This window comes from Pseudomonas sp. Irchel 3A5, assembly GCF_900187575.1.
Taxonomy (GTDB): Bacteria; Pseudomonadota; Gammaproteobacteria; order Pseudomonadales; family Pseudomonadaceae; genus Aquipseudomonas; species Aquipseudomonas folii.
Genome location: NZ_FYDU01000015.1, coordinates 118427 through 139706, shown reverse-complemented (window position 1 = coordinate 139706; position 21280 = coordinate 118427). Strand labels below are relative to the sequence as shown.

Annotated in this window: 19 protein-coding genes and 2 pseudogenes; 14 read left to right on the top strand and 7 right to left on the bottom strand. The window is 58.4% G+C overall.

Annotation, left to right across the window (positions count from 1 at the left end; translation table 11 throughout):
• Positions 1-4 precede the first annotated feature (4 nt).
• From ribBA to CKW31_RS23080, 8 genes and pseudogenes are all read left to right on the top strand, one after another.
• Positions 5-1096, top strand: coding sequence for a bifunctional 3,4-dihydroxy-2-butanone-4-phosphate synthase/GTP cyclohydrolase II (gene ribBA, locus CKW31_RS23110; RefSeq protein WP_095100524.1), 1092 nt, complete (start codon positions 5-7; stop codon positions 1094-1096).
• 114 nt (positions 1097-1210) lie between these two features.
• Positions 1211-1687, top strand: coding sequence for a 6,7-dimethyl-8-ribityllumazine synthase (gene ribE, locus CKW31_RS23105; RefSeq protein ID WP_027901702.1), 477 nt, complete (start codon positions 1211-1213; stop codon positions 1685-1687).
• Positions 1684-2184 carry a transcription antitermination factor NusB gene (gene nusB / locus CKW31_RS23100; RefSeq protein ID WP_095100522.1) on the top strand — a complete coding sequence of 167 codons (501 nt, stop codon included), beginning with the start codon at positions 1684-1686 and terminating at the stop codon, positions 2182-2184. Before ribE ends, nusB begins: the two co-directional genes overlap by 4 nt.
• A 140-nt stretch (positions 2185-2324) precedes the next feature.
• On the top strand, positions 2325-3290 hold the full coding sequence (gene thiL, locus CKW31_RS23095; protein WP_095100520.1) for a thiamine-phosphate kinase: 966 nt from the start codon (positions 2325-2327) through the stop codon (positions 3288-3290).
• Positions 3287-3796 carry a phosphatidylglycerophosphatase A gene (locus CKW31_RS23090; protein WP_027901910.1) on the top strand — a complete coding sequence of 170 codons (510 nt, stop codon included), beginning with the start codon at positions 3287-3289 and terminating at the stop codon, positions 3794-3796. The genes thiL and CKW31_RS23090 overlap by 4 nt, the downstream gene beginning before the upstream one ends.
• A 221-nt stretch (positions 3797-4017) precedes the next feature.
• A complete protein-coding gene (gene ribA / locus CKW31_RS23085) occupies positions 4018-4635 on the top strand; it encodes a GTP cyclohydrolase II (protein ID WP_087267523.1) in 618 nt (205 codons plus the stop codon).
• 13 nt (positions 4636-4648) lie between these two features.
• Positions 4649-4845: pseudogene (locus CKW31_RS30500) on the top strand (MFS transporter); the annotation flags it as partial.
• A gap of 157 nt (positions 4846-5002) precedes the next feature.
• Positions 5003-5635, top strand: a complete 633-nt coding sequence (locus CKW31_RS23080) for a Vat family streptogramin A O-acetyltransferase (RefSeq protein WP_371856805.1) — start codon at positions 5003-5005, stop codon at positions 5633-5635.
• 377 nt (positions 5636-6012) lie between these two features.
• On the opposite strand, the gene dxs is transcribed toward CKW31_RS23080, so the two are convergent.
• The 3 genes from dxs to CKW31_RS23065 form a co-directional block, all read right to left on the bottom strand.
• The gene (gene dxs, locus CKW31_RS23075) at positions 6013-7908 is read right to left on the bottom strand and encodes a 1-deoxy-D-xylulose-5-phosphate synthase (protein WP_095100516.1); all 1896 of its coding nucleotides are present in this window, start codon (positions 7906-7908) and stop codon (positions 6013-6015) included.
• 160 nt (positions 7909-8068) lie between these two features.
• A complete protein-coding gene (locus CKW31_RS23070; RefSeq protein WP_095100514.1) occupies positions 8069-8956 on the bottom strand; it encodes a polyprenyl synthetase family protein in 888 nt (295 codons plus the stop codon).
• Positions 8953-9195: an exodeoxyribonuclease VII small subunit gene (locus tag CKW31_RS23065; protein WP_020289635.1), complete on the bottom strand. Its 243-nt coding sequence runs from the start codon at positions 9193-9195 to the stop codon at positions 8953-8955. Before CKW31_RS23065 ends, CKW31_RS23070 begins: the two co-directional genes overlap by 4 nt.
• 249 nt (positions 9196-9444) lie before the next feature.
• On the opposite strand from CKW31_RS23065, the gene CKW31_RS23060 reads away from it, so the two are divergent.
• Together CKW31_RS23060 and CKW31_RS23055 are read left to right on the top strand one after the other, a co-directional pair.
• Positions 9445-10197, top strand: coding sequence for an Asp/Glu racemase (locus CKW31_RS23060; protein ID WP_095100512.1), 753 nt, complete (start codon positions 9445-9447; stop codon positions 10195-10197).
• Between the two features lie 50 nt (positions 10198-10247).
• Positions 10248-11129 carry a LysR family transcriptional regulator gene (locus CKW31_RS23055; protein WP_095100510.1) on the top strand — a complete coding sequence of 294 codons (882 nt, stop codon included), beginning with the start codon at positions 10248-10250 and terminating at the stop codon, positions 11127-11129.
• A gap of 181 nt (positions 11130-11310) precedes the next feature.
• Here CKW31_RS23055 and CKW31_RS23050 read toward each other — a convergent pair whose 3' ends face one another.
• Complete coding sequence (locus tag CKW31_RS23050; RefSeq protein ID WP_095100508.1) at positions 11311-12633, bottom strand: UDP-glucose/GDP-mannose dehydrogenase family protein; 1323 nt, start codon at positions 12631-12633, stop codon at positions 11311-11313.
• Positions 12634-12928: 295 nt separating this feature from the next.
• Between CKW31_RS23050 and CKW31_RS30495 the strand changes: the two are divergent.
• Together CKW31_RS30495 and CKW31_RS30490 are read left to right on the top strand one after the other, a co-directional pair.
• Positions 12929-13993: pseudogene (locus tag CKW31_RS30495) on the top strand (methyl-accepting chemotaxis protein); the annotation flags it as partial.
• Positions 13988-14851 (top strand): methyl-accepting chemotaxis protein, encoded by an 864-nt coding sequence (locus CKW31_RS30490; protein ID WP_371856810.1) that lies wholly within the window; start codon positions 13988-13990, stop codon positions 14849-14851. The pseudogene CKW31_RS30495 and the gene CKW31_RS30490, both read left to right, overlap by 6 nt.
• Before the next feature lie 3 nt (positions 14852-14854).
• On the opposite strand, the gene CKW31_RS23040 is transcribed toward CKW31_RS30490, so the two are convergent.
• The 3 genes from CKW31_RS23040 to CKW31_RS23030 form a co-directional block, all read right to left on the bottom strand.
• A complete protein-coding gene (locus CKW31_RS23040) occupies positions 14855-15184 on the bottom strand; it encodes a DUF3649 domain-containing protein (RefSeq protein WP_256582706.1) in 330 nt (109 codons plus the stop codon).
• An 82-nt stretch (positions 15185-15266) separates the two neighbouring features.
• Positions 15267-16805: a PepSY domain-containing protein gene (locus CKW31_RS23035; RefSeq protein WP_176469954.1), complete on the bottom strand. Its 1539-nt coding sequence runs from the start codon at positions 16803-16805 to the stop codon at positions 15267-15269.
• A 228-nt stretch (positions 16806-17033) separates the two neighbouring features.
• Positions 17034-19490 carry a TonB-dependent receptor gene (locus tag CKW31_RS23030; RefSeq protein ID WP_256582705.1) on the bottom strand — a complete coding sequence of 819 codons (2457 nt, stop codon included), beginning with the start codon at positions 19488-19490 and terminating at the stop codon, positions 17034-17036.
• 217 nt (positions 19491-19707) lie between these two features.
• Here CKW31_RS23030 and CKW31_RS23025 point away from each other — a divergent pair, with 217 nt between their 5' ends.
• Together CKW31_RS23025 and CKW31_RS23020 are read left to right on the top strand one after the other, a co-directional pair.
• Positions 19708-20226 carry a sigma-70 family RNA polymerase sigma factor gene (locus CKW31_RS23025; RefSeq protein ID WP_095100500.1) on the top strand — a complete coding sequence of 173 codons (519 nt, stop codon included), beginning with the start codon at positions 19708-19710 and terminating at the stop codon, positions 20224-20226.
• Positions 20227-20274: 48 nt separating this feature from the next.
• Positions 20275-21246, top strand: coding sequence for a FecR family protein (locus CKW31_RS23020; protein ID WP_256582704.1), 972 nt, complete (start codon positions 20275-20277; stop codon positions 21244-21246).
• Positions 21247-21280 lie beyond the last annotated feature (34 nt).

Sequence of the window (21280 nt, the reverse complement as noted above, 5' to 3'; positions counted from 1 at the left end):
CCGCGTGGCGCTCAATAGTATCGAAGAACTGGTTGAAGACATTCGCCAGGGCAAAATGGTCATCCTCATGGATGACGAAGATCGCGAGAACGAAGGCGATCTGATCATGGCTTCCGAATGCGTCAAGGCTGAACACATCAACTTTATGGCCCGCTATGCGCGTGGCCTGATTTGCATGCCGATGACCCGTGAGCGCTGTGAGGCCCTCAAGCTGCCACTCATGGCTCCGCGCAACGGTTCCGGTTTCGGCACCAAGTTCACCGTGTCCATCGAAGCGGCCGAAGGCGTGACCACCGGCATTTCTGCTGCTGACCGTGCTCGCACCGTGCAGGCCGCAGCGGCCAAAGACGCCAAAGCGGAAGACATTGTCAGCCCCGGCCATATTTTCCCGTTGATGGCTCAGGCGGGCGGTACGCTGTCCCGGGCCGGTCACACCGAAGCGGCCTGTGACCTGGCGCGCATGGCCGGTTTCGAGCCCACTGGCGTGATCTGTGAAGTGATGAACGACGACGGCACCATGTCGCGTCGTGCTGAACTGGAAGCTTTTGCGCTGGAACACGACATCAAGATCGGTACGATTGCCGATCTGATTCACTACCGGATGATCCACGAACGTACCGTTCAGCGGATTGCCGAGCAGCCGATGGACAGCGAATTGGGCCAGTTCAACCTGGTGACCTACCGCGATTCAGTGGAAGGTGACGTCCACCTCGCGCTGACTCTGGGCAAGATTTGCGCAGAAGAGCCGACGCTGGTGCGGGTGCATAATATGGACCCGCTGCGTGACCTGTTGATGGTCAAGCAACCGGGGCGCTGGAGCCTGCGCGCCGCGATGACCGCGGTCTCTAACGCGGGCAGCGGTGTTGTCCTGTTGCTGGGGCATCCGCTGGATGGCGACGTGCTGCTGGCGCATATTCGTGAAACCGCCGGGCAATTGCCGATCAAATCGCCGACCACTTACAGCACCGTGGGGGCCGGTTCGCAGATCCTGCGTGACCTCGGCGTGCGTAAAATGCGCCTGATGAGTTCGCCAATGAAGTTCAATGCGATATCCGGTTTCGATCTGGAAGTTGTAGAATACGTGCCCTCCGAATAAAGACCGGTCGGGTGGTACGCTTTTGTGCGTGTCACCGGCTAATCTGATTCGTGGCCTAACATCCCTATAGTCGGCCCCAAGGCTGACTTGCTCTTTAATACGAGACTTACACGAATGACCCTGAAGACCATCGAAGGTACCTTCGTCGCTCCCCAAGGCCGCTACGCTCTGGTAGTTGGCCGTTTCAACAGCTTCGTCGTGGAAAGTCTGGTGAGCGGCGCTGTTGATGCTTTGGTACGCCACGGCGTCAAGGAAAGCGACATCACCATCATCCGCGCTCCGGGTGCCTTCGAAATCCCGCTGGTTGTGCAGAAAGTTGCCCAGCGCAGCGAGTTCGCCGCCATCGTCGCCCTCGGCGCGGTGATTCGTGGTGGTACTCCGCACTTTGAATACGTTGCTGGCGAATGTGTCAAAGGCCTGTCTCAGGTCTCCATGGAGTTCGGCGTGCCGGTTGCTTTCGGCGTACTGACGGTTGACACCATCGAACAAGCCATCGAGCGTTCCGGCACCAAAGCGGGTAACAAAGGCGCAGAAGCTGCGTTGTCCGCCCTTGAAATGGTCAGCCTGCTGGCGCAGTTGGAGGCCAAGTGATTTCTGACGATAGCGATCAGTTCAATCCGCGCGATCCAAAACCTGCGGACGCTGGCAAGCCATCCAAGAGTGTAAAGCGCCGGGAAGCCCGTCAGTTGGCAACTCAAGCGCTTTACCAGTGGCACATGGCGGGTCATTCGCTGAATGAAATCGAAGCACAGTTCCGCGTCGATAACGATTTCAAAGACGTCGACGGCCCGTACTTCAGCGAGCTGTTGCGCGGCGTGCCGACCAATATCGACGAAATCGATACGGCCCTGACGCCATGCCTGGACCTGACCATTGAAGAACTCGATCCGGTTGAACTGGCCATCCTGCGCCTGTCCACCTACGAGCTGCTCAAGCGCGTCGACGTGCCATATCGCGTTGTGATCAACGAAGGCATTGAGCTGGCGAAGGTCTACGGCTCCACTGACGGCCACAAGTTCGTCAATGGCGTGCTGGACAAACTGGCCCCGCGCCTGCGTGAAGTTGAAGTGAAGGCGTACAAGCGCTAGATTTTCGTCGCTCTTATCGCGGGCAAGACCGCTCCCACAGGAGTTATACGTTTATCCTGTGGGAGCGGTGCTTGCCCGCGATAAGAGCAATGCAGATCCATCTTCGTTACACAGGCTAATAGCACAACAACGAGATCCTGATGGGCGAGTTTGAGCTGATCCGCAATTACTTTGCCGCTGCGCCTTGTGCCCAAGCGGGTGAAGGTGTGGCGCTGGGGATTGGTGATGACTGCGCTTTGTTGACGCTACCGCCAGGTGAGCAGTTGGCAATCTCTACCGATACGCTGGTCATCGGCGTGCATTTCCCTGACGTCTGCGATCCGTTCCTGCTCGGCCAGCGTGCGCTTGGCGTGTCTGCCAGTGATCTGGCGGCCATGGGCGCCACGCCCGTTGCATTTACCCTCGCGTTAACCCTTCCTGAAGTGTCTGCCACTTGGCTACAGGCTTTCGCCCAAGGCCTGAACCTCATGGCGCAGGGTTGCGGCTTGCAACTGGTGGGCGGCGATACGACCCGGGGGCCATTGAGCCTGACGGTTACAGTATTCGGCCGCGTGCCAGCTGGTCAGGCGTTGACTCGCAGCGGCGCCCGGCCGGGCGATCTGCTGTGCGTCGGGGGACCGTTGGGCGATGCGGCAGGTGCATTGCCCCTTGTGTTGAACCAGCGTACTACTGAGGCGTCTACCGCAGAGGCTTTGCTGGCGCGGTACTGGTCGCCACAACCGCAATTTGCACTGGGGCTTGCGCTACGCGGCAAGGCCAGCGCCGCTCTGGATATCTCCGACGGCCTGTTGGCCGACTGCGGACATATCGCGCTAGCATCTAAAGTCCGGCTGTTGGTAGAGCAGGAAAAACTGCCGATGTCCGAGCATTTACTGGCCTTCATCGGTCAGCAAGGCGCAACGGAGGCAGCGTTGAGTGGTGGTGATGATTATTTGCTGGCGTTCACGTTGCCGCCTGAACACTTACAGGATTTGCTCGACGAAGGATTGCCCATCCATGTCATCGGGCGAGTCGAGGCGGGCGAAGGCGTCGCGCTGATCGACACCAAGGGTCACGACATTCCTGTCCTGGCACGCGGCTACCAACATTTTCGGGAGACACCGTGACAGATCATCCAAAGCAGGTCCCGGCGGAATTCGTTCCACCTTCGGTCTGGACCAATCCGTGGCACTTCCTGGCATTCGGTTTCGGTTCCGGCACGCTGCCCAAAGCACCGGGCACCTGGGGCTCCATGGTTGCCGTGCCGTTCATCCCGCTGTGGCAAATGCTTCCGGACTGGGGCTACTGGCTGATGCTCGGTATCACCATGCTGTTCGGCTTCTGGTTGTGCGGCAAAGTTGCGGATGATCTGGGCGTACACGATCACGAAGGCATCGTCTGGGACGAAATGGTCGGCATGTGGATCACCTTGTGGCTGGTGCCCGAGGGTTGGGTCTGGCTGCTGGTGGGTTTCCTGGTGTTCCGCTTTTTCGACATTCTCAAGCCATGGCCGATTCACTGGATTGACCGCAAGGTGCACGGCGGCGTCGGGATCATGCTCGATGACGTGCTGGCGGGCGTATTCGCCTGGGCGGCGATGCAGGGGATTGTGTGGGTTTGGGCGTGGATCTAGATTGAGATGCACCTCTCTGGGTAGGAGCGAACTTGTTCGCGAGGCATTTTTTTCAGAAAACCCCACCTCGCGAACAAGTTCGCTCCTACCGGCGATCTATAAAGCATCAATCTAACTTCCCGATCTGTATGGTCGACAATTCGGCATAAGCGTCTGCCGAGGCGTGCTGCTACAATGCGTGCCTTGCGAATTTCCAGTCCCATACTGATCAGGAGCACACGGTGCCCGTCGTATTTGTAGCCGCTTCCAAGCTGCCTACCCCTTTTGCCGAATTCACCATGCATGGCTTTCTTGAGCATGCGACCGGTCGCGAACATCTTGTGTTGAGTCTGGGCGACGTATCCGATGGCGCTCCAGTGCTGGGGCGCGTCCATTCCGAATGCCTGACCGGCGACGCGCTGTTCAGTCAGCGTTGCGATTGCGGCTCCCAGCTCGAAGCCGCGTTGCGTGCCATCGCTTCTGAAGGTCGTGGTGTTTTGCTGTACTTGCGTCAGGAAGGCCGGGGCATTGGCCTGCTGAACAAGGTCCGCGCTTATGAACTGCAGGATGGCGGCGCTGATACCGTTGAAGCCAACGAGCGTCTGGGTTTTGCCGCTGACCAACGCGACTACGCCATTTGCCTGCCGATGCTGCAGCATTTGGGTGTCGACGCGCTGCGCTTGATGACCAATAACCCGCGCAAGGTCAAAGCCTTGACCGAGATGGGCATCAACGTCGCCGAGCGCGTGCCGCTGCACACCGGCCATAACCCGCATAACAAACTCTATCTGGCCACCAAGGCTGGCAAGCTCGGCCACATGATGGGCAACGAACATCAGGGCGAAGCCGATCGCGCTTGAGGCGTAAAACACCAGACGCCGCTTCGCTCTCGCGTGGTGGTGGCAACGGGTGTTGACCCTGGCGCCGCTGTTTGTGATCAGCGGCGCGTTCGATGGCAAAGACGCCATTCCCCCGTGTTGACGATGCCTGTTTTCGTCGTTGGGTTGCTTTTGGCGTCTTCCAGTGTGGTGCTGCTGTATCTCTATCGGATACCGCGGCAACTGGTTTGAAAGGCATCCTGTAATTCCTGACTGAACACTATCCGTAGGACCGGCTTTAGCCGGGAGGGCTTCGGCACATCCTTCAAATCTCTTTCGCCAGAAACAATGCGCTCCCGGCTAAAGCCGGTCCTACGGACGGAGTCACTGCATAATAAAGGAGCTTTCCATGAACGGACCCGACCCGAAAAATCCCCACCCAATGAATGGCTTTCCGCAGGTGTGTTTCATTAAAAACACCGTGAGCAATCCAAACATCATCGTTGGCGACTACACCTACTACGATGATCCCGAAGACTCGGAAAACTTCGAGCGCAACGTCCTTTATCACTTCCCGTTCATTGGCGACAAACTGATCATCGGCAAATTCTGCGCACTGGCGCGGGGCACTAAATTCATCATGAACGGTGCCAATCACAAGCTGAGTGGCATCTCGACGTATCCGTTTCAGATCTTCGGCAACGGCTGGGAGAAGGTAATGCCTGAGCCGGGTGACTTGCCCTACAAAGGCGATACCGTGGTGGGTAACGATGTCTGGATGGGGTACGACGTGCTGGTCATGCCCGGTGTGAAGATCGGCGACGGGGCGATCATCTCTGCGCGTTCGGTTGTGGTCGCAGATGTCCCGGCGTACAGCGTCGTCGGCGGCAACCCGGCCAAAGTCCTGAAACACCGCTTCCCCGCTGAAGTCATCGAGCGACTTTTGGCCATTGCCTGGTGGGACTGGCCAATAGAGAAAATTACCCGGAATCTGCAGGTGATTGTTTCAGGTGATATCGAGGCGTTACAGACAGCGGTTTAGCGTAAAGACGCGCACATTTTCTGTGGGGGCTCACCGAGGTTACGAGGCCAGCGATGGCGGTGTATCAGACAAGCCGCCATCGCGGCCTCGCGCTGCTCGTGCGCTCCTACAGATCCGTGTTTGCTGCGCGACAGCGCAATGTCAGGGGACGCATAGTCTGCATATCCCTGTAGGAGTGAGCTTGCTCGCGATAGCGTCAGGCCAGTCAATGATTCATAACCAGAAAAATCGAATCGCGAGCAAGCTCACTCCTACAGGGCCGTACTTGCTTAGCGACAGAGCATTGTCAGGACGCAGTGCCATCCGCTGCCAGTCATCAACCAAACTGCACAAAAAAGGCGCTCAATGAGCGCCTTTCTTTTTGAAGCTTTCAACGATCAACCAATCAACACCAGTCGCTCGTTGATCGCCGCTTCGATACCCGCCTCATCCAATCCACACTCGGCCAGCATTTGCGCAGGCTTGGCGTGTTCGACGTAGACGTCCGGCAAGCCGAGATGCAGTACGGATTTGAGGATATTTTCTCGTGCCAGGAACTCGCTGACGGCAGCACCGGCACCGCCCATGATGGCGTTTTCTTCGACGGTTACCAGCAACTCATGGTTGGCGGCAGCATCGCGGATCAGCGCTTCATCAATCGGCTTGACGAAGCGCATGTCGATCACGGTCGCATCGATCTTTTCCGCCACTTTCAGCGCGTCAGCCAATTGCACGCCAAACACCAGAATGGCAACGCCCTGACCATTACGGCGAACAATGCCTTTGCCAATCTCGATAGGTGCGAGGCCGCTCTCAATGACTGAATTCGGCCCGGTGCCACGCGGGTAGCGCACAGCGGCGGGGCCGTTATGCAGATAACCGGTGCTGAGCATCGAGCGCAGTTCGTTTTCGTCGCTTGGCGTCATGACCACGATGCCGGGGATGCAACGCAGGTACGACAGATCGAAGCTGCCCGCGTGGGTCGGGCCGTCTTCGCCCACCAGACCTGCGCGATCAATGGCGAACAGAACGTCGAGGTTCTGCACCGCCACGTCATGCACCAACTGGTCATAGCCGCGTTGCAGGAAGGTGGAGTAGATCGCGACAACCGGCTTTGAGCCTTCACAGGCCATGCCTGCAGCCAGCGTCACAGCGTGCTGCTCGGCAATCGCCACGTCGAAGTAGCGCTCAGGGAAGCGCTCGCTGAACTCGACCATGTCCGAGCCTTCCTTCATCGCCGGGGTAATACCCACCAGACGTGAATCAGCATCGGCCATGTCGCAGATCCACTGACCAAACACACCGGAATACTTCGGTCCGCTGGCCTTTTTCGGGGCAGCGGCTGGGGCATTGAGTGGCTCCAGTTTGGTAATGGCGTGGTAGCCGATCGGGTCGACTTCAGCAGGTGCGAAGCCTTTGCCTTTCTTGGTCACAACGTGCAGGAATTGCGGACCTTTAAGGTCACGCATGTTGCGCAGCGTTGCAATCAGGGTTGGCAGGTCGTGGCCGTCGATAGGACCGATGTAGTTCCAGCCCAGTTCTTCGAACAGGGTGCCGGGAACCAGCATGCCTTTCGCGTATTCCTCGGTGCGGCGGGCAATTTCCCACGCACCTGGCAAACGCGACAGAACCTTTTTGCTGCCCTCACGCATGCTGCTGTAAGTGCGGCTGGATAGGATCTTGGCCAGATAATTCGACAACCCGCCCACGTTGCGCGAGATCGACATGTCGTTGTCGTTGAGGATGACGAGCATGTTGGCGGCGACTTCAGGCGCGTGGTTCAGCGCTTCGAACGCCATGCCAGCGGTCAACGCGCCATCACCGATCACGGCGATGGACTTGCGGTCGCTGCCTTGCAGGCGGGCGGCAATGGCCATGCCCAGCGCTGCACTGATCGATGTGCTGGAGTGACCAACGCCAAAGGTGTCGTACTCGCTCTCGCTGCGACGCGGGAAAGCGGCAACTCCGTCTTTCTGGCGCAGGGTGTTCATGCGCTGACGACGACCGGTAAGGATCTTGTGCGGATACGCTTGATGACCCACGTCCCAGACCAAACGGTCGTCTGGGGTATCGAAGACATAATGGAGGGCGATGGTCAGCTCGATAACACCGAGCCCGGCACCGAAGTGCCCGCCGGTCTGGCCAACGGAATAGAGGAGCTCCAGGCGCAGTTCATCGGCCAGGTCTTCCAGCTCGGCTTCGCCCAGGCGACGCAAGCCGTCCGGCGTTTCAGCGCGGTCGAGCAGCGGCGTGGTAGGGCGCACGCGGGGAATCTCTTTAAACGTCGTGGGCATCAGGCGAATCGTTATAAGTAAAAGAGGCGGCAGTTTACCTGATGCATCGCATGCTGCCCATGAAGTGCAGCCTTTGATGCGCAGGCAAACCTGTCAAACACAAGTCTCTGACCCGGCCAGACACGGCCGGTTCGGGATATTTGCAGTCGTGTAATCGGGATCAGTTGCGGCGTTCGACGATGAAACGAGCCAGTTCACGCAACGGATCAGCCGACGCGTCGAAAGGTCGCAGGGCGTCGATGGCCTGGTCACGCAGTTGTAAGGCATACAGCCGGGCAGGTTCCAGGCCCAGCAGCGCCGGGTAAGTTGGCTTGTCGCGGGCGATGTCTGCACCTTGGCGTTTACCGAGGGTTTCGGTATCGCTTTCAACGTCGAGGATGTCGTCCTGCACCTGGAATGCCAGACCAACGGCCCTGGCATAGACTTGCAACGCAGCGAGCCGGGCCTGATCGGCATTACCGCTGGCCAGTGCGCCGAGCTTTACGCTGGCTTCGATCAGCGCGCCGGTCTTGTGCCGGTGCATGAGTTCCAGTGCAGCCTGATCCAGCTTGAGGCCTACCGAACCCAGGTCGATGGCCTGACCGCCAACCATACCGGCAGGGCCAGCCGCCAATGCCAAGGCACTGACCATTTGCAGGCGGGCTTCGGCGTCTCGCGAGGTCAGGCTTGGGTCGAGCAGGGCGGTGAAGGCCAGGCTTTGCAGGCCATCACCGGCCAGAATCGCGCAGGCTTCGTCGAACGCTTTGTGAGTCGTCGGCTGGCCGCGACGCAGATCGTCATCGTCCATTGCCGGTAAATCGTCATGAACCAGCGAGTACGCGTGGATCAGTTCAACTGCGCAGGCTGCGCCGTTGGCGTCTTCAGCGTTACCGCCCAGCGCTTCGCAGGCGGCGTAGGCCAGCAGCGGGCGCACGCGTTTACCGCCGTTCATCACGCTATAGCGCATGGCGGCGTACAGGCGGGTCAATTCTGGAGCAGGTGCTGCAAACAGACCTTCCAGCGCCGCGTTGACGCGGGTCTGACTCAGTGCCTGATAAGTCGCGATCATTCAGGCTGTTCCGCGTCGAATGGCTCTTCGGCCAGTTCGCCGTCGCGTTCGAGCAGCACCTGAACCTTCTGTTCGGCTTGCGCCAGCGCGCCCTGGCAGTCGCGGGTCAGGCGAATACCTTGCTCGAAGGCAGTCAGCGAGTCTTCCAACGACAGCTCGCCGTTCTCCAGACGCTCTACCAGCGTTTGCAGATCAGCGAGTGATTGTTCGAAATCCAGTGCAGCTTTCTTGCGGGCCATGGGGGCTATTCCGGTAGAGGTTAAACCGGCGCGACACTAGCAGAGCGAGGGCTTCTGGGCAAATTGGGCGGCCCTCAAAATAGCTGTTCGAACCGGATAAACAGCGGTTTGTCACACCGTTCATCCGTCAGGTCGCCATCGCCAACCGCGATGGCGACCTCATCAATGCCTGATGTACGCGCCTGGAAAGCGCTTCTAGCATCGCAAGTCTGTGATCTTCGGATCGTTTGCTTTGTCGAGGGCAGAACAATGAAAAATTTCCGTATCGGGCAAATCGTCCCCAGCTCCAACACCACCATGGAAACCGAAATTCCGGCAATGTTGACTTCGCGTTACTCGCTGTTCCCCGAAGAGCACTTCACCTTTCATTCGGCGCGTATGCGCATGATGAAGGTCAGTCCGGAAGAGCTGAAAAAGATGGACGTCGACAGTGACCGCTGCGCGCTGGAACTGAGCGATGCGCGCGTAGACGTCATGGCTTACGCCTGTCTGGTGGCGATCATGTGCCAAGGCGCGGGTTATCACAAAGTCTCTCAGGAACGCCTTGGCAACGTGGTTGCCGGTAACGAAGCGCCAACCCCGGTGCTGAGTTCGGCAGGCGCGCTGATCGACAGCCTGAACGTGCTCGGCTACAAAAAAGTCGCCATCATCACGCCGTATATGAAGCCACTGACGCAACAAGTGATCGATTACATCGAAGCGGCAGGGATCGAAGTGACGGACTCCATCAGCCTGGAGGTGGCCGACAATCTGGCGGTGGGACGTCTCGATCCCATGAACCTGGTGGCGCATGCTGATCGTTTGAATATCGGTCAGGCGGATGGCGTGGTGTTGTCATGCTGCGTGCAGATGCCGTCATTGCCCGCGATTCAGGTCGTGCAGGATCGGCTCGACAAACCCGTGTTGTCCGCTTCGGTCGCTACTGTTTATCAGATACTGAAAACCCTGGGGCTGCAGGCCAAAGTGCCAAACGCCGGTCATCTGTTGTCGGGTACGTTCTGAGAGTCTGATTGAGCGCGTACTATGACCGGACATCACGTCCGGTACTTCCCATGAAGCTCGATCCTGTTTCGCTGCGCCTGTTCGTCAGTGTTATCGAAGAAGGCACCATCGCTGCCGCCGCCGAGCGCGAGCATATTGCCGCGGCGGCGGTCAGCAAGCGGCTCAGTGAGCTGGAGGAGTTGCTCGACGCACCCTTGCTGGTGCGCAGCAACAAGGGCGTTACGCCGACAGCGGCGGGCATTTCCCTGCTGTATATGGCCCGCAGTGCCCTGAACAATCTCAATGAAATCGTCGTGCAAATGCGCGAATACGGCCATGGCCGACGCGGCTCGGTGCATGTGCTGGCCAACATTTCGGCCATCAGCCAGTTCATGCCGGGGCTGATCAAGTCGTTCATGGATATGAATCCGCTGATCGATATCAAGCTTGAAGAAAAGGAAAGCCTGGCCATCACCAAAGCCGTGGCCGAGAATCGCGCGGATATCGGTATTTTTACCCGCTTGCCCCATGGTACCGATGTTGAAGTCTTCCCGTTTCGTAAGGATCGGCTGGTATTGCTGGTGCCCGACACCCATCCACTGGCCAGTCGGGAGAGCGTCACGTTCAGTGAAACCCTCGATCATCCTTACGTAGCTCTGCGCAGCGGTACTCATCTGAATTTCCAGTTGATCAAAGCCGCCAACGATGTAGGCCGCTCGCTGAAAATTCGCATGGAAGTGTCCAGCTACGACGCGCTCTGCCTGATGGTTCAGGCGGGCGTCGGTATTGGCATCCTGCCGCAGGGCAGCGTCGGGATCTACAGGCTGGAAGGTGTGCGAACGGTTGTGCTCAATGAGCCGTGGGCAGAGCGGGAGCTGATGGTTTGCGTCCGGTCGCGTGCAGGGCTGTCGAGCGCGGCGGGGCTATTGTTGGAGCATTTGCTGGATGGGTGAGTCAGCGCCAGCTTCCTGTCCTGAGGCATTTATTGCCCTGTAGGAGCGCACGAGCACCGCGAGGCCGCGATAGCGGGCTGTCTGATACACACCGCTATCGCGGCCTCGCGGTGCTCGTGCGCTCCTACACGGTCGGTCGTTTTACGTGAGATCGCAGTACCGTTTACTCCGTCCCCGAAACTCAAGCCCGACCAATACTCGAATAACTCAACCCGGCATCCGCCAGAGCTTTGGGCTCATAAAGGTTGCGCCCGTCAATTACGATCGCGTGTTTGAGTTGTTGCCTGAGCCATGTGAAATCGACGCTGCGAAAGGCTTTCCATTCGGTGCAGATCACCAATGCATCCGCGCCTTTGACTGCCTGGATACGATCACCGGCCAGAACCAGATCGTCGCGTTCGCCGTAGATCCTTCGACATTCCTGCATCGCCTCCGGGTCGTACGCCTGAACTCTGGCTCCGGCGCTCCACAGTGATTCCATCAGGTCTCTGCTTGGCGCGGCGCGCATGTCATCCGTGTTGGGCTTGAATGCCAGTCCCCAGACGGCGATGGTCTTGCCTGCCAATTGTCCTTCAAAAGCCCGTTCGAGCTTTTTGAACAGCGCGGTTTTCTGTCGCTGGTTGATCTCTTCCACGGCCCTGAGTAATTGCGGGTTGTACCCGACTTCATGGGCCGTGCGGCTCAATGCCTGAATGTCTTTGGGGAAGCAGGAACCGCCATAGCCGCAACCGGGATAGATGAAGTCATAACCAATGCGCGGATCGCTGCCAATGCCGTGGCGGACTTGCTCGATGTCTACGTCCAGGCGCTCGGCCAGGTTGGCCATTTCATTCATGAAACTGATCTTTGTCGCCAGCATTGCGTTGGCGGCGTACTTGGTCAGTTCGGCGGCGCGCAGGCTCATGAACATCAGCTTGTCGTGATTGCGGTTGTACGGCGCATAGCACTCGCGCATGAGCATTCTGACCCGCTCGGAGTCAGTGCCGATGATGATCCGTGCGCCACGGGTGAAGTCCTCGATCGCCGCGCCCTCCTTGAGAAACTCGGGGTTGGAGCAGATATCGAAGGGGATCTGCAGATCGCGGTTTTCCAGCGCCGTACGAATAGTCTTGGTCACTTTTTCCCCGGTGCCGACTGGAACGGTGGACTTGTTGACCACGGTCTTGGAGGTCTGCATGTGCTGGCCGATGCTTCGCGCGACTGCGAGGACGTATTGCAGATCAGCGCTGCCGTCCTCATCGGAGGGCGTGCCTACCGCGATGAACAGCAGGTCAGCAAAGGCAACGGCTTGTGCTGCATCGGTCGAGAAGAACAGCCTTTGTGCATGCACGTTGCTGCGAATAAGCATGTTCAGGCCTGGCTCGTGAATCGGGGTTTCGCCTGATTTGAGTAGCTCTATCCGCTGCCCATCGATATCCATGCACAGCACGTCATGCCCGACATCGGCAAGGCATGCACTGGCCACCAGGCCGACATAGCCTGATCCAAAAACGCTGATCTTCATGAGTCATTACCCTTGGTTTTTTTGCGCAGAGTGGTGACGGGCATGAGGGTATCGAGCGCGTGTTACAGCCAGTGCAACCTGCTGAACTCGCTTGTCTGGCGGCGAATTGCGGCGGTTCGAATGGCTCTGGATCAATGCTTTTGGCGAGGTCCTGAAGCAGTGTGTTTACCCAAAAAAACTGACAGGCAGTCAAGTTATTCGGTTGGCGGGCCGATACGCCTTGTGCACAAGCTGCTTCGAACAAAAATAACGACAGCGTGCATTGGGGGAAACACTGGGACATCACGGAGATTTTATGAACAGCAGCTTGGCCAATATCAGCGTCACCATGAAGTTAGCCTTGGGGTTCGGGGCGGTGCTTATATTCACTGCACTGCTTTCACTTCTGGGGTGGACCAGTCTGGACAAGCTGATCTACCGCACCGATAGAATCGGTGACATCGCTGAGCTTTCTGATCGCCTGACGGTATTACGCGTCACGCGCCTGCAATACATGCTCGCCAATGGTGACGATGCTGCCGCACAAAAAGTGCAGGTCGCCCTGGACGACTTCAAGAAGCAACAGCAATTGCTGCTGTCGACCTTCACCAACCCGCTGAACGCCAAAGCCCTTTCGCAGCTCACCGACATCATCAAAAATTACGAGACGTCGCTGGGCCAGATGCGCAGTGGTTATCAGACCAGCACCAAGGTCCGCGCCGACATGGGCGTCGAGGCCACCAAAGGCGCCCAGTTGATCGCCGCCATCAATGACTCGGTGCTCAAACAAGAGCCGTCGGACCCCGAGCGCTCAGACCAGCTGCAACTGTTGGCCGACGCCAATATGGACTTTCAACTGGTCCGTTATGAGGTGCGCGGGTACACCGGCAACTCCAATGAAAAGTCTGAACAGGCCGCGTTCAGCCAGTTGGAAACGTCGATTAAAAACCTGGATAAGCTGAAGGCTGTGTTCAATGCAACCCATGGCACAGAAGTGGCACAGCTGGAAGCCTCGCTGCGTAACTACCTGGCCCTGGTTCAAGCCTACAAAACTGCCAACGATGCGATTGTAAATGCGCGCAAAGACATGACTGCCCAGGGGTACGAGATCGTTAACATTGGCGAAGAACTCTCCAAAATCCAGCGCAGCCTTGCAGCGCAAGACACCACCAAGGCCCGCAGCATGCAGATCGGCGGTGCTGTGTTGGCTCTGCTGTTGGGTATTTTTGCGGCGATCATCATCACGCGTCAGATCACCCGTCCGCTGCAGCAAACTCTGGAAGTAGTGAACCGTATCGCCTCGGGCGATCTGACTCACACCATCACCATTACCCGTCGCGATGAGTTGGGCGTGCTGCAGCAAGGTATTCAGCGCATGGGTGTCACGCTGCGAGATCTGATCAGCGGGATTCGTGATGGCGTGACGCAGATTGCCAGCGCGGCTGAAGAGCTGTCCGCCGTCACCGAACAGACCAGCGCCGGGGTCAACAATCAGAAGATCGAAACCGATCAGGTTGCCACCGCGATGCAGGAAATGTCTGCCACCGTCCACGAGGTTGCGCGCAACGCCGAGCAGGCTTCGGTAGCCGCTGCGAACGCCGACACTCAAGCCCGGGACGGCGACAAAGTGGTGGGCGAGGCCATCACGCAGATCGAAAAACTGGCCAGTGAAGTGCTGCGTTCAAGCGATGCCATGACTTTGCTGGAACAGGAAAGCGACAAGATCGGCAAAGTCATGGACGTGATCAAGGCCGTGGCTGAGCAGACCAACTTGCTGGCGCTCAACGCTGCTATTGAAGCGGCTCGTGCCGGCGAGGCAGGGCGTGGTTTTGCAGTGGTCGCCGATGAAGTACGGGGTTTGGCGCAACGCACTCAGCAGTCCACCGAAGAGATCGAAAGCCTGATCGCCGGGCTGCAGAACGGCACTCGTCAGGTCTCGCAAATCATGCTCGGTAGCCGCGCCTTGACCGACAACAGCGTTGCCCTGACGCGCAAGGCGGGCACCTCGCTGGAAAGCATCACTCAGACCGTTTCCAGTATTCAGGCCATGAACCAGCAAATCGCCGCAGCGGCTGAGCAGCAAAGCTCGGTGGCCGACGAAATCAGCCGCAGCATCGTTAATGTGCGTGATGTGTGTGAACAGACCGCTGAAGCCAGTGAAGAGACCGCCGCGTCCAGCGTTGAGTTGGCGCGATTGGGCGGTCAGCTACAGATGATGGTTGGGCACTTCAAGGTTTAATGCCTATGCGGTGATCGTCAGCCCGACGATTGCCGCGCCCGTCAGCAGTGCCGCCAGCCCAAGACCGAGCCATGCCCGCCAGGCGCTGGCGGTACTGAATACCCAGATGACGACAGCGGTGTACAGCACAAAACTCAACAGCGTTGTGATCTGTACGACGCTTGCCGGGTCGCTGCCCGAGACGCGCGGCAGCCACAGCGCGAGCAATGACATCACCAGCGCAGACAAAACATAACCGCCGATAGTGGCGGCCAGCACCCGGCTGAGGATCATCCAGCGGTAGAGGTGGGTATTGTTGGTTTTTTTCATATCAACGTCTTGGTTCGTTGGCATTCGACTTCATTACTGTAGGAGCTGCCGAAGGCTGCGATAGGATTAATGCTGACCCACCGCGATTCGCAGCCTTCGGCAGCTCCTACAGATTTTTCGTGGCGGTGCTGCCACGGTGAAACAGCACCATCACCAGCGTGACTCCAAAAACCAGTGCTACGCCTTCAACACTCCCGCGCTGCCAATCCCCAGCACTCAAGTAGCGGCCGATGTGCTGCCCGGTTGTACAAAAATTGATCAATGGCAAACAAAAGCACAGCAGGGCTGCGCCGGTCAGTTGTTCGGTCCACGCCTTGCTGACCGGTCGACACAAGGCATGACCCAGTGTCATCAGCCAGATCAGCAGAAAGCTGCGAATCTCCCAACTGGCACGGTCCGGCATGTCCACCGGGATGAATCGGTTGGCGTAGAAATAACCAATACAAGCCACACTAATGCCCGCAATGCTCGCCACGTTAAACGCCTCAATGCAGCGGTAGACCCCGGCGGTCGCAGTGCCGAATTCTCGTTGACTCTTGTTGCGTCGCTTGATGGTGAACAGCAGCGTGCCAGTCGCCATCATCCCCATGCCCAGCAACCCGCTGACGAAATACAACCACTTCATGCCCCAGCCGCCCAACTCGGCGAAGTGCAGTGAGCGCAGTACGCCGTAGATCTGATCGCCCAATGACAGGGTTTCCGGCAGCGGCTTCTGGACCTGCAAGGTCGCGCCCGTTATGCCATCAAACAGCACGCTGGCTTGCGGCGTGAACAGTGTCTGCGAAGGGTGAGCTTCATCGTAGCGGCCCATCACCCTGACGGTTGTTTTCTGCGAGCCGGGGTTCTGCACCAGCAGCATGCGAGGGGCCTGACCGGTCAAGGTTTGCGCTTGTCTCAGCAACGAGGCCCAATCAGTTGCGGCGTTGTCGGTCTTGCCGATGGCGGTCACTTCGCCCGACAGCTCCGTCTGGAACTGACTGTAGGCATCCGGGCTGGAACCATAAGCCGCTTGCAGAGGCCATGGCATGTAACTGGTATAGAAAATCGCCAGCCCGGTGTAGGCGATCATGATCAGAAAGGGCAGGGTCATGACCGCCGTGGCGTTGTGTGCGTCCAGCCAGGAGCGCAAACCCTTGTTGGGCCGAAAGGTGAAGAAGTCCTGAAAGATTCGCCGGTGGATGACCACCCCGGACACCAGCGCAACCAGCATGCCCACGGTCAGCCAGCCCACCAGCCAGAAACCCAGCACCGGCAAGTGCAGCATGTAGTGAAACGACATGAAATGCCGTCCGCCTTCGGTTTTTCGCGCGATGCCCTTCGGGAGTATTTCGCCGGTTTCAGCCGACAGCGAAACCTGTTGGAGGGTTGATCCGGAACGCCAGGCCAGTTGTAGGGCCTGGCCCGGATAGTGGGGGAGCTCAACCCGCCAGAATCGGGCTCCGGACGCGTGCTCCAGCAAGTAATCCTCGGCGTAGCGGGCTGCACTCGTAGCGTCGCTGATGGCGCTAGAGTCCGCTACAGCCAGTGGCTGCGCTTCCATCCAGCGCGTGATGGGTTCCCGAAAAACGCTCAACGTACCGGTCAGGAAAATCGCACACAGCAACCATCCACACACCAGCCCGCACCACGTGTGGAGCCACGACATGGACTGACGAAATTTACCTTTCACGAATGGGTTCGCCGGGGTTTATCAATGCGGCCAAGGCTTCCATCAAAAAAATGCAATCTTCCAGATTGAACCCAATCCCGTAGGAGCTCACCGAGGTTACGAGGCCAGCGATAGCGGTTTGTCTTATACACCGCAATCGCGGCCTCGCGGTGCTCGTGCGCTCCTACAGGTGCTATGTTCCAGACGATAGCGCGCTGTTCCTGATCAGAAATCGCCCCGCAACGTGAACATGTAGCTGCGTGGGTCGCCGAACAGGTTCGAGCGGTCGGTGGCCACGGCGGTGGTGTAGTAGCGACGGTCAAACAGGTTTTCGGCGTTCAACGAAATCTTCCAGTGCTCGTCCAGCTGCCAGCTGGCGCGGGCATCCCAGATGGCGTAGCCCTGGCTGCCGAAATCCAGCCCCTCGGCAGAGGCCGCCTTGTAATAGGATTGGGCTGAAACGCCGCCACCGATGGTCAGACGGTTCCACGCGCCAGGCAGGTTGTAGCTGGTTTGCAGGCGGAGCATGTGTTTTGGGGTTTCGTAAGCGACTTCAACCTCTGCGGTATTGCGCAGCAGGTTATAGGTGTAACCGCCGAATACTTGCCAGCCCGGCAGTACCTCGCCGCTGGCTTCGATGTCGATACCTTTGCTGCGTTTGATGGCTCCGTTGATGTAGCAGACGCCGTCGACATCTGTTTCGGTGCAGCCGATGTTTGAAGGGTCGGCGATCGCGACGTTTTCCTGTTTGATATAAAACAGGGCCATCGACAGGTTCAGGCGTTTATCAAACAGCTCACCCTTGATGCCTGTCTCATAGTTATCACCTGTCGATGGTGAAAGTGGTGTGCCGCTGGCATCGACATAGTTGCCCTGAGCGTTGAAGATCTCCGCATAGCTCGCATACCAGGACCAATTGTCGTTGATATCGTAGATCAAGCCCGTGTAGGGGGTTACTTCGCGGGTGACCTTGGAGTTGTAGGGGAGGGCACCACCTTTGTCGACGTCGTAGGTGTAGTCATACCAACTGGCTCGCCCGCCCAGGACCAGACTCAGCTCTTGGGTAAGGCGCAATCGCGTATTGGCATAAACACCTGAACGCTCTTCGGTCATGTCGATGTCAGTCATCCATGCAGGCCGTGCGGGCTTGTTGAATGCATGATGATCAACATCGAAGACATCGATGGGGATTGTTGGCCTAAAGGTGACAGTCGATTGCTTGGTATTGGCTTCCTGCCTGGACCAAGTCGCACCCACGGTCACTTCATGAGTCAGCCCGAACGCATCGAAGTTGCCATTCACGTGGCTGTCCAGCCCTGTACTTGCCACTTCATCCCGGCGGAACAACACCCTGCGAAAAGTCGAACCAGCGTTCGTTACCGGACTGATAGCGCCCTGAGCATAAGCAATCTGCTGATCAAACCCACCCTCCGAATACGTCATCGAAGTCGTGCTGCTCCAACGATCATTGAAACGATGCTCAACTTCGGCAAACACTTCGCTCATGTCGCTCTCGTGGCGGTTCCAGTTCTGCACCAACGAGGTCGAGCGGGAGATATCCAGCGAGTTGCCATTGCTGTAGCGCGGCAGGCCGTAAATCGAATAGCCGTTGATGACGTTTTCCTGGTGACGCAGGCTCAGGGTCAGCGTGGTGTCGTCATTCACATCGGCTTCGACAATCCCGTACATCAACGGCGTGCGGGTGTCGCGCTCGTCAATGTACGAGCCGCTGTCTTCATAGGCGGTGACCATGCGCCCGCGGACAGTGCCGGAATCATTAAGCTTGCCGCTGGCGTCGAGGTCCATGCGGTAGCGGTCCCAGGAGCCTGCGCTGGCCTGTACCGTCAGCTTGTTTTCCGCCGTTGGACGCTTGCGCACCAGGTTGACCGCACCGCCAGGTTCGCCTGCACCCACCAGCAGGCCGGAAGCGCCGCGCAACACTTCGACGCGGTCGTAAATGGCGGTATCAGGTTTCATCCAGCCGGTGATCTGGTAGCCCTGACCTGGCACGCCATCAATCAGAAAACTTTCAGCCAGTAGCGAGAAGCCCCGCGAGGTGTAAACGTGGCCGCCGAAGTTGCGGTACTGAAAAGTAATGCCGGGCGTCTGCTCCAGCACCTTGTCGAGGCTGGTGAGTTTCTTGTCATCCATCAACTGCCGAGTCACGACGCTGACGGTCTGGGGCGTTTCCCGCAGACTCAGGTTCAGCTTCGAGGCGGTGCTGTTGCCACCGGTGGTGTAGGAACCTGTTCCATCGGTGGTCGTCCCGAGTTGGCCCGCAGCGTTCACATTGGTGGCACCCAGCACCATGGCGGAATCACCCGAAACCGGCAGCTTCTCCAGCACCACGGTGCGTTCGTCCAGCAAGCGCCAGGTGAAACCGCTGCCCTTGAGCAGCGTGTCCATGGCCTGGCCCAGTGTGTACTTGCCTTGCAACGCCTTGGTGCGCAGCGTGCCTACATCGCTGGAGTTGAAAATAAGACGGACGTTGGCCTGATCCGCAAGCTGGGTCAACGCTTGATCCAGGGATTGTTCCGGCAACTTCAGATCAATACTGGTCGATGTGTCAGCGGCCAGCGCAGTGAGCGGCGCTATCGGCAGGCTGCCGGCCATGGTCAACATCAGCGTCAGGGTCAACGTGCGACCGCTGACCGGAGCAAAGAACTTGGAAGGTGCCTGCATTTCAATCGTCCGTTTTGAATATAGGTGGTGACACGACATGAGAATTATTCGCGCCCACCCCAACGACGAATCATCTCCACCAACCTTGCCGTCGATAATTGAAATAATTTTTATTCGCGTGACGCCGATAGATCAAAACCGGCTTGGCGGGGAGATATTGATGATAACTGTTCTCAGTTGAGATAGGATGCATGCCTTACCAGCCGGGGCAGTCCGAATGTCTGTTTCACCCAACTCAAATCACTTGCTGACAGTCTTTCAGGAGCATTACGGCGACCTGTTGGCCTTTCTCGCACGTCGTCTGGGGAATGTGGAAAAGGCCGCCGATGTGGCCCAGGACACTTACTTGCGGCTGGCAGGGCTGTCCGACACGGCGCAGATTCTGGAGCCGCGGGCCTTTGTATTTCGGGTGGCGGGCAATCTGGCCATTGACCGTTTGCGTCAGGAGCAAAGGCGCTCCGCATTGCAGGCCGATGAGCTGGATGAAGATTACTGCGACCCGATGGCATCGCCGGAACGCTTGTTTCTGGCGACCGAAGCCGTCGAGCAGCTCGACAAGGCGCTGCATCTCTTGCCGAGCAATGCGCGGCTGGCGTTGCTGCTTAATCGCCTCGAAGGCATGACCCACGCGCAGATCGCTACGCGTCTGGGGGTATCGGAAAGCTCGGTGGGCAAATACATTGTCCAGGCCATGCGCCATTGTCGGGATTGGCTACGCCAGTCGGAGTGCATTTAGAATGAGCGCGATGCACTCTCAACTGGCGGCTTCTTCGAGCCCATCACCATGACCGAGCCTATGAACCACGCAATGCCCAACGTTGAGCTGGAAGATCAGGCCATTGAACAATGGGTGCGTCTGACTTCAGGCGGCGCCAGCGAATCGGAGCACGCCGCGTTCGCCCGCTGGCGTCAGCAAAGCCCTGCGCATGAAGCCGCAGCCAGGCTGGCCGAACAGATGTGGCAGGCCATCCCGAAGACCCGGACCGCTGAAGTCTTCGTGCCCCCAGCCCCGCCACAGCGCCGACTCTTGCGCTGGGTCGCGTTGGCTGCCGGGTTGGGCGCGTTGGCGCTGACCAGTTTTACAGAGCCCGTTCAGGTGTACTTCGCCGACCACACGACAGCGATCGGTGAGCGCAAAATGCTCACCCTCGAAGATGGCAGCCAGGTCTGGATGAACAGTGCCACAGCGTTGTCAGTGCATTACTCGGCCAACCGTCGCGACATCAGCCTGCTCAAAGGCGAAGCGCTGTTTCAAGTCAGCAAAGACGCCAGTCGGCCCTTCGTCGTCCAAGCGTCTGGCGGCAGCGTGCAAGCTGTCGGCACCCGCTTCGACGTCGACCGCCAGAGCCAGCGAGTCCGCGTTGGCGTCACTGAAGGCGAAGTCAAAGTCTCTTCAGGCGGCCATGATGTTCCTCTGAAAGTAGCTCAGCAGCTCGAGTTCGAAAACGGTTCCCCACCGTCCACCTCCAGCCCGCTGGACATCAATACCGCGGCTGCCTGGCAGCGCGGCAAACTCATCTTCAACAGTCGCCCACTCACTGAAGTCTTCGCCGACATCGAACGCTACATGCCCGGCTCACTGGTCGTCGCCAGCAACCTGCCCGACACCGCCGTCAGCGGCGTATTCAACCTCGACGACGTACCCGGCATGCTCAACGTGCTGTCGCGCACCCAACCCGTGCGGATCTATCAACTGCCGTGGTTGACGGTGGTGATGAATGGCGAGGCGGTGAAAGAGGGGAAGGCGGGGATTTAGCCTGAGCTGATACCGCAATCTCAAGGTGAACACT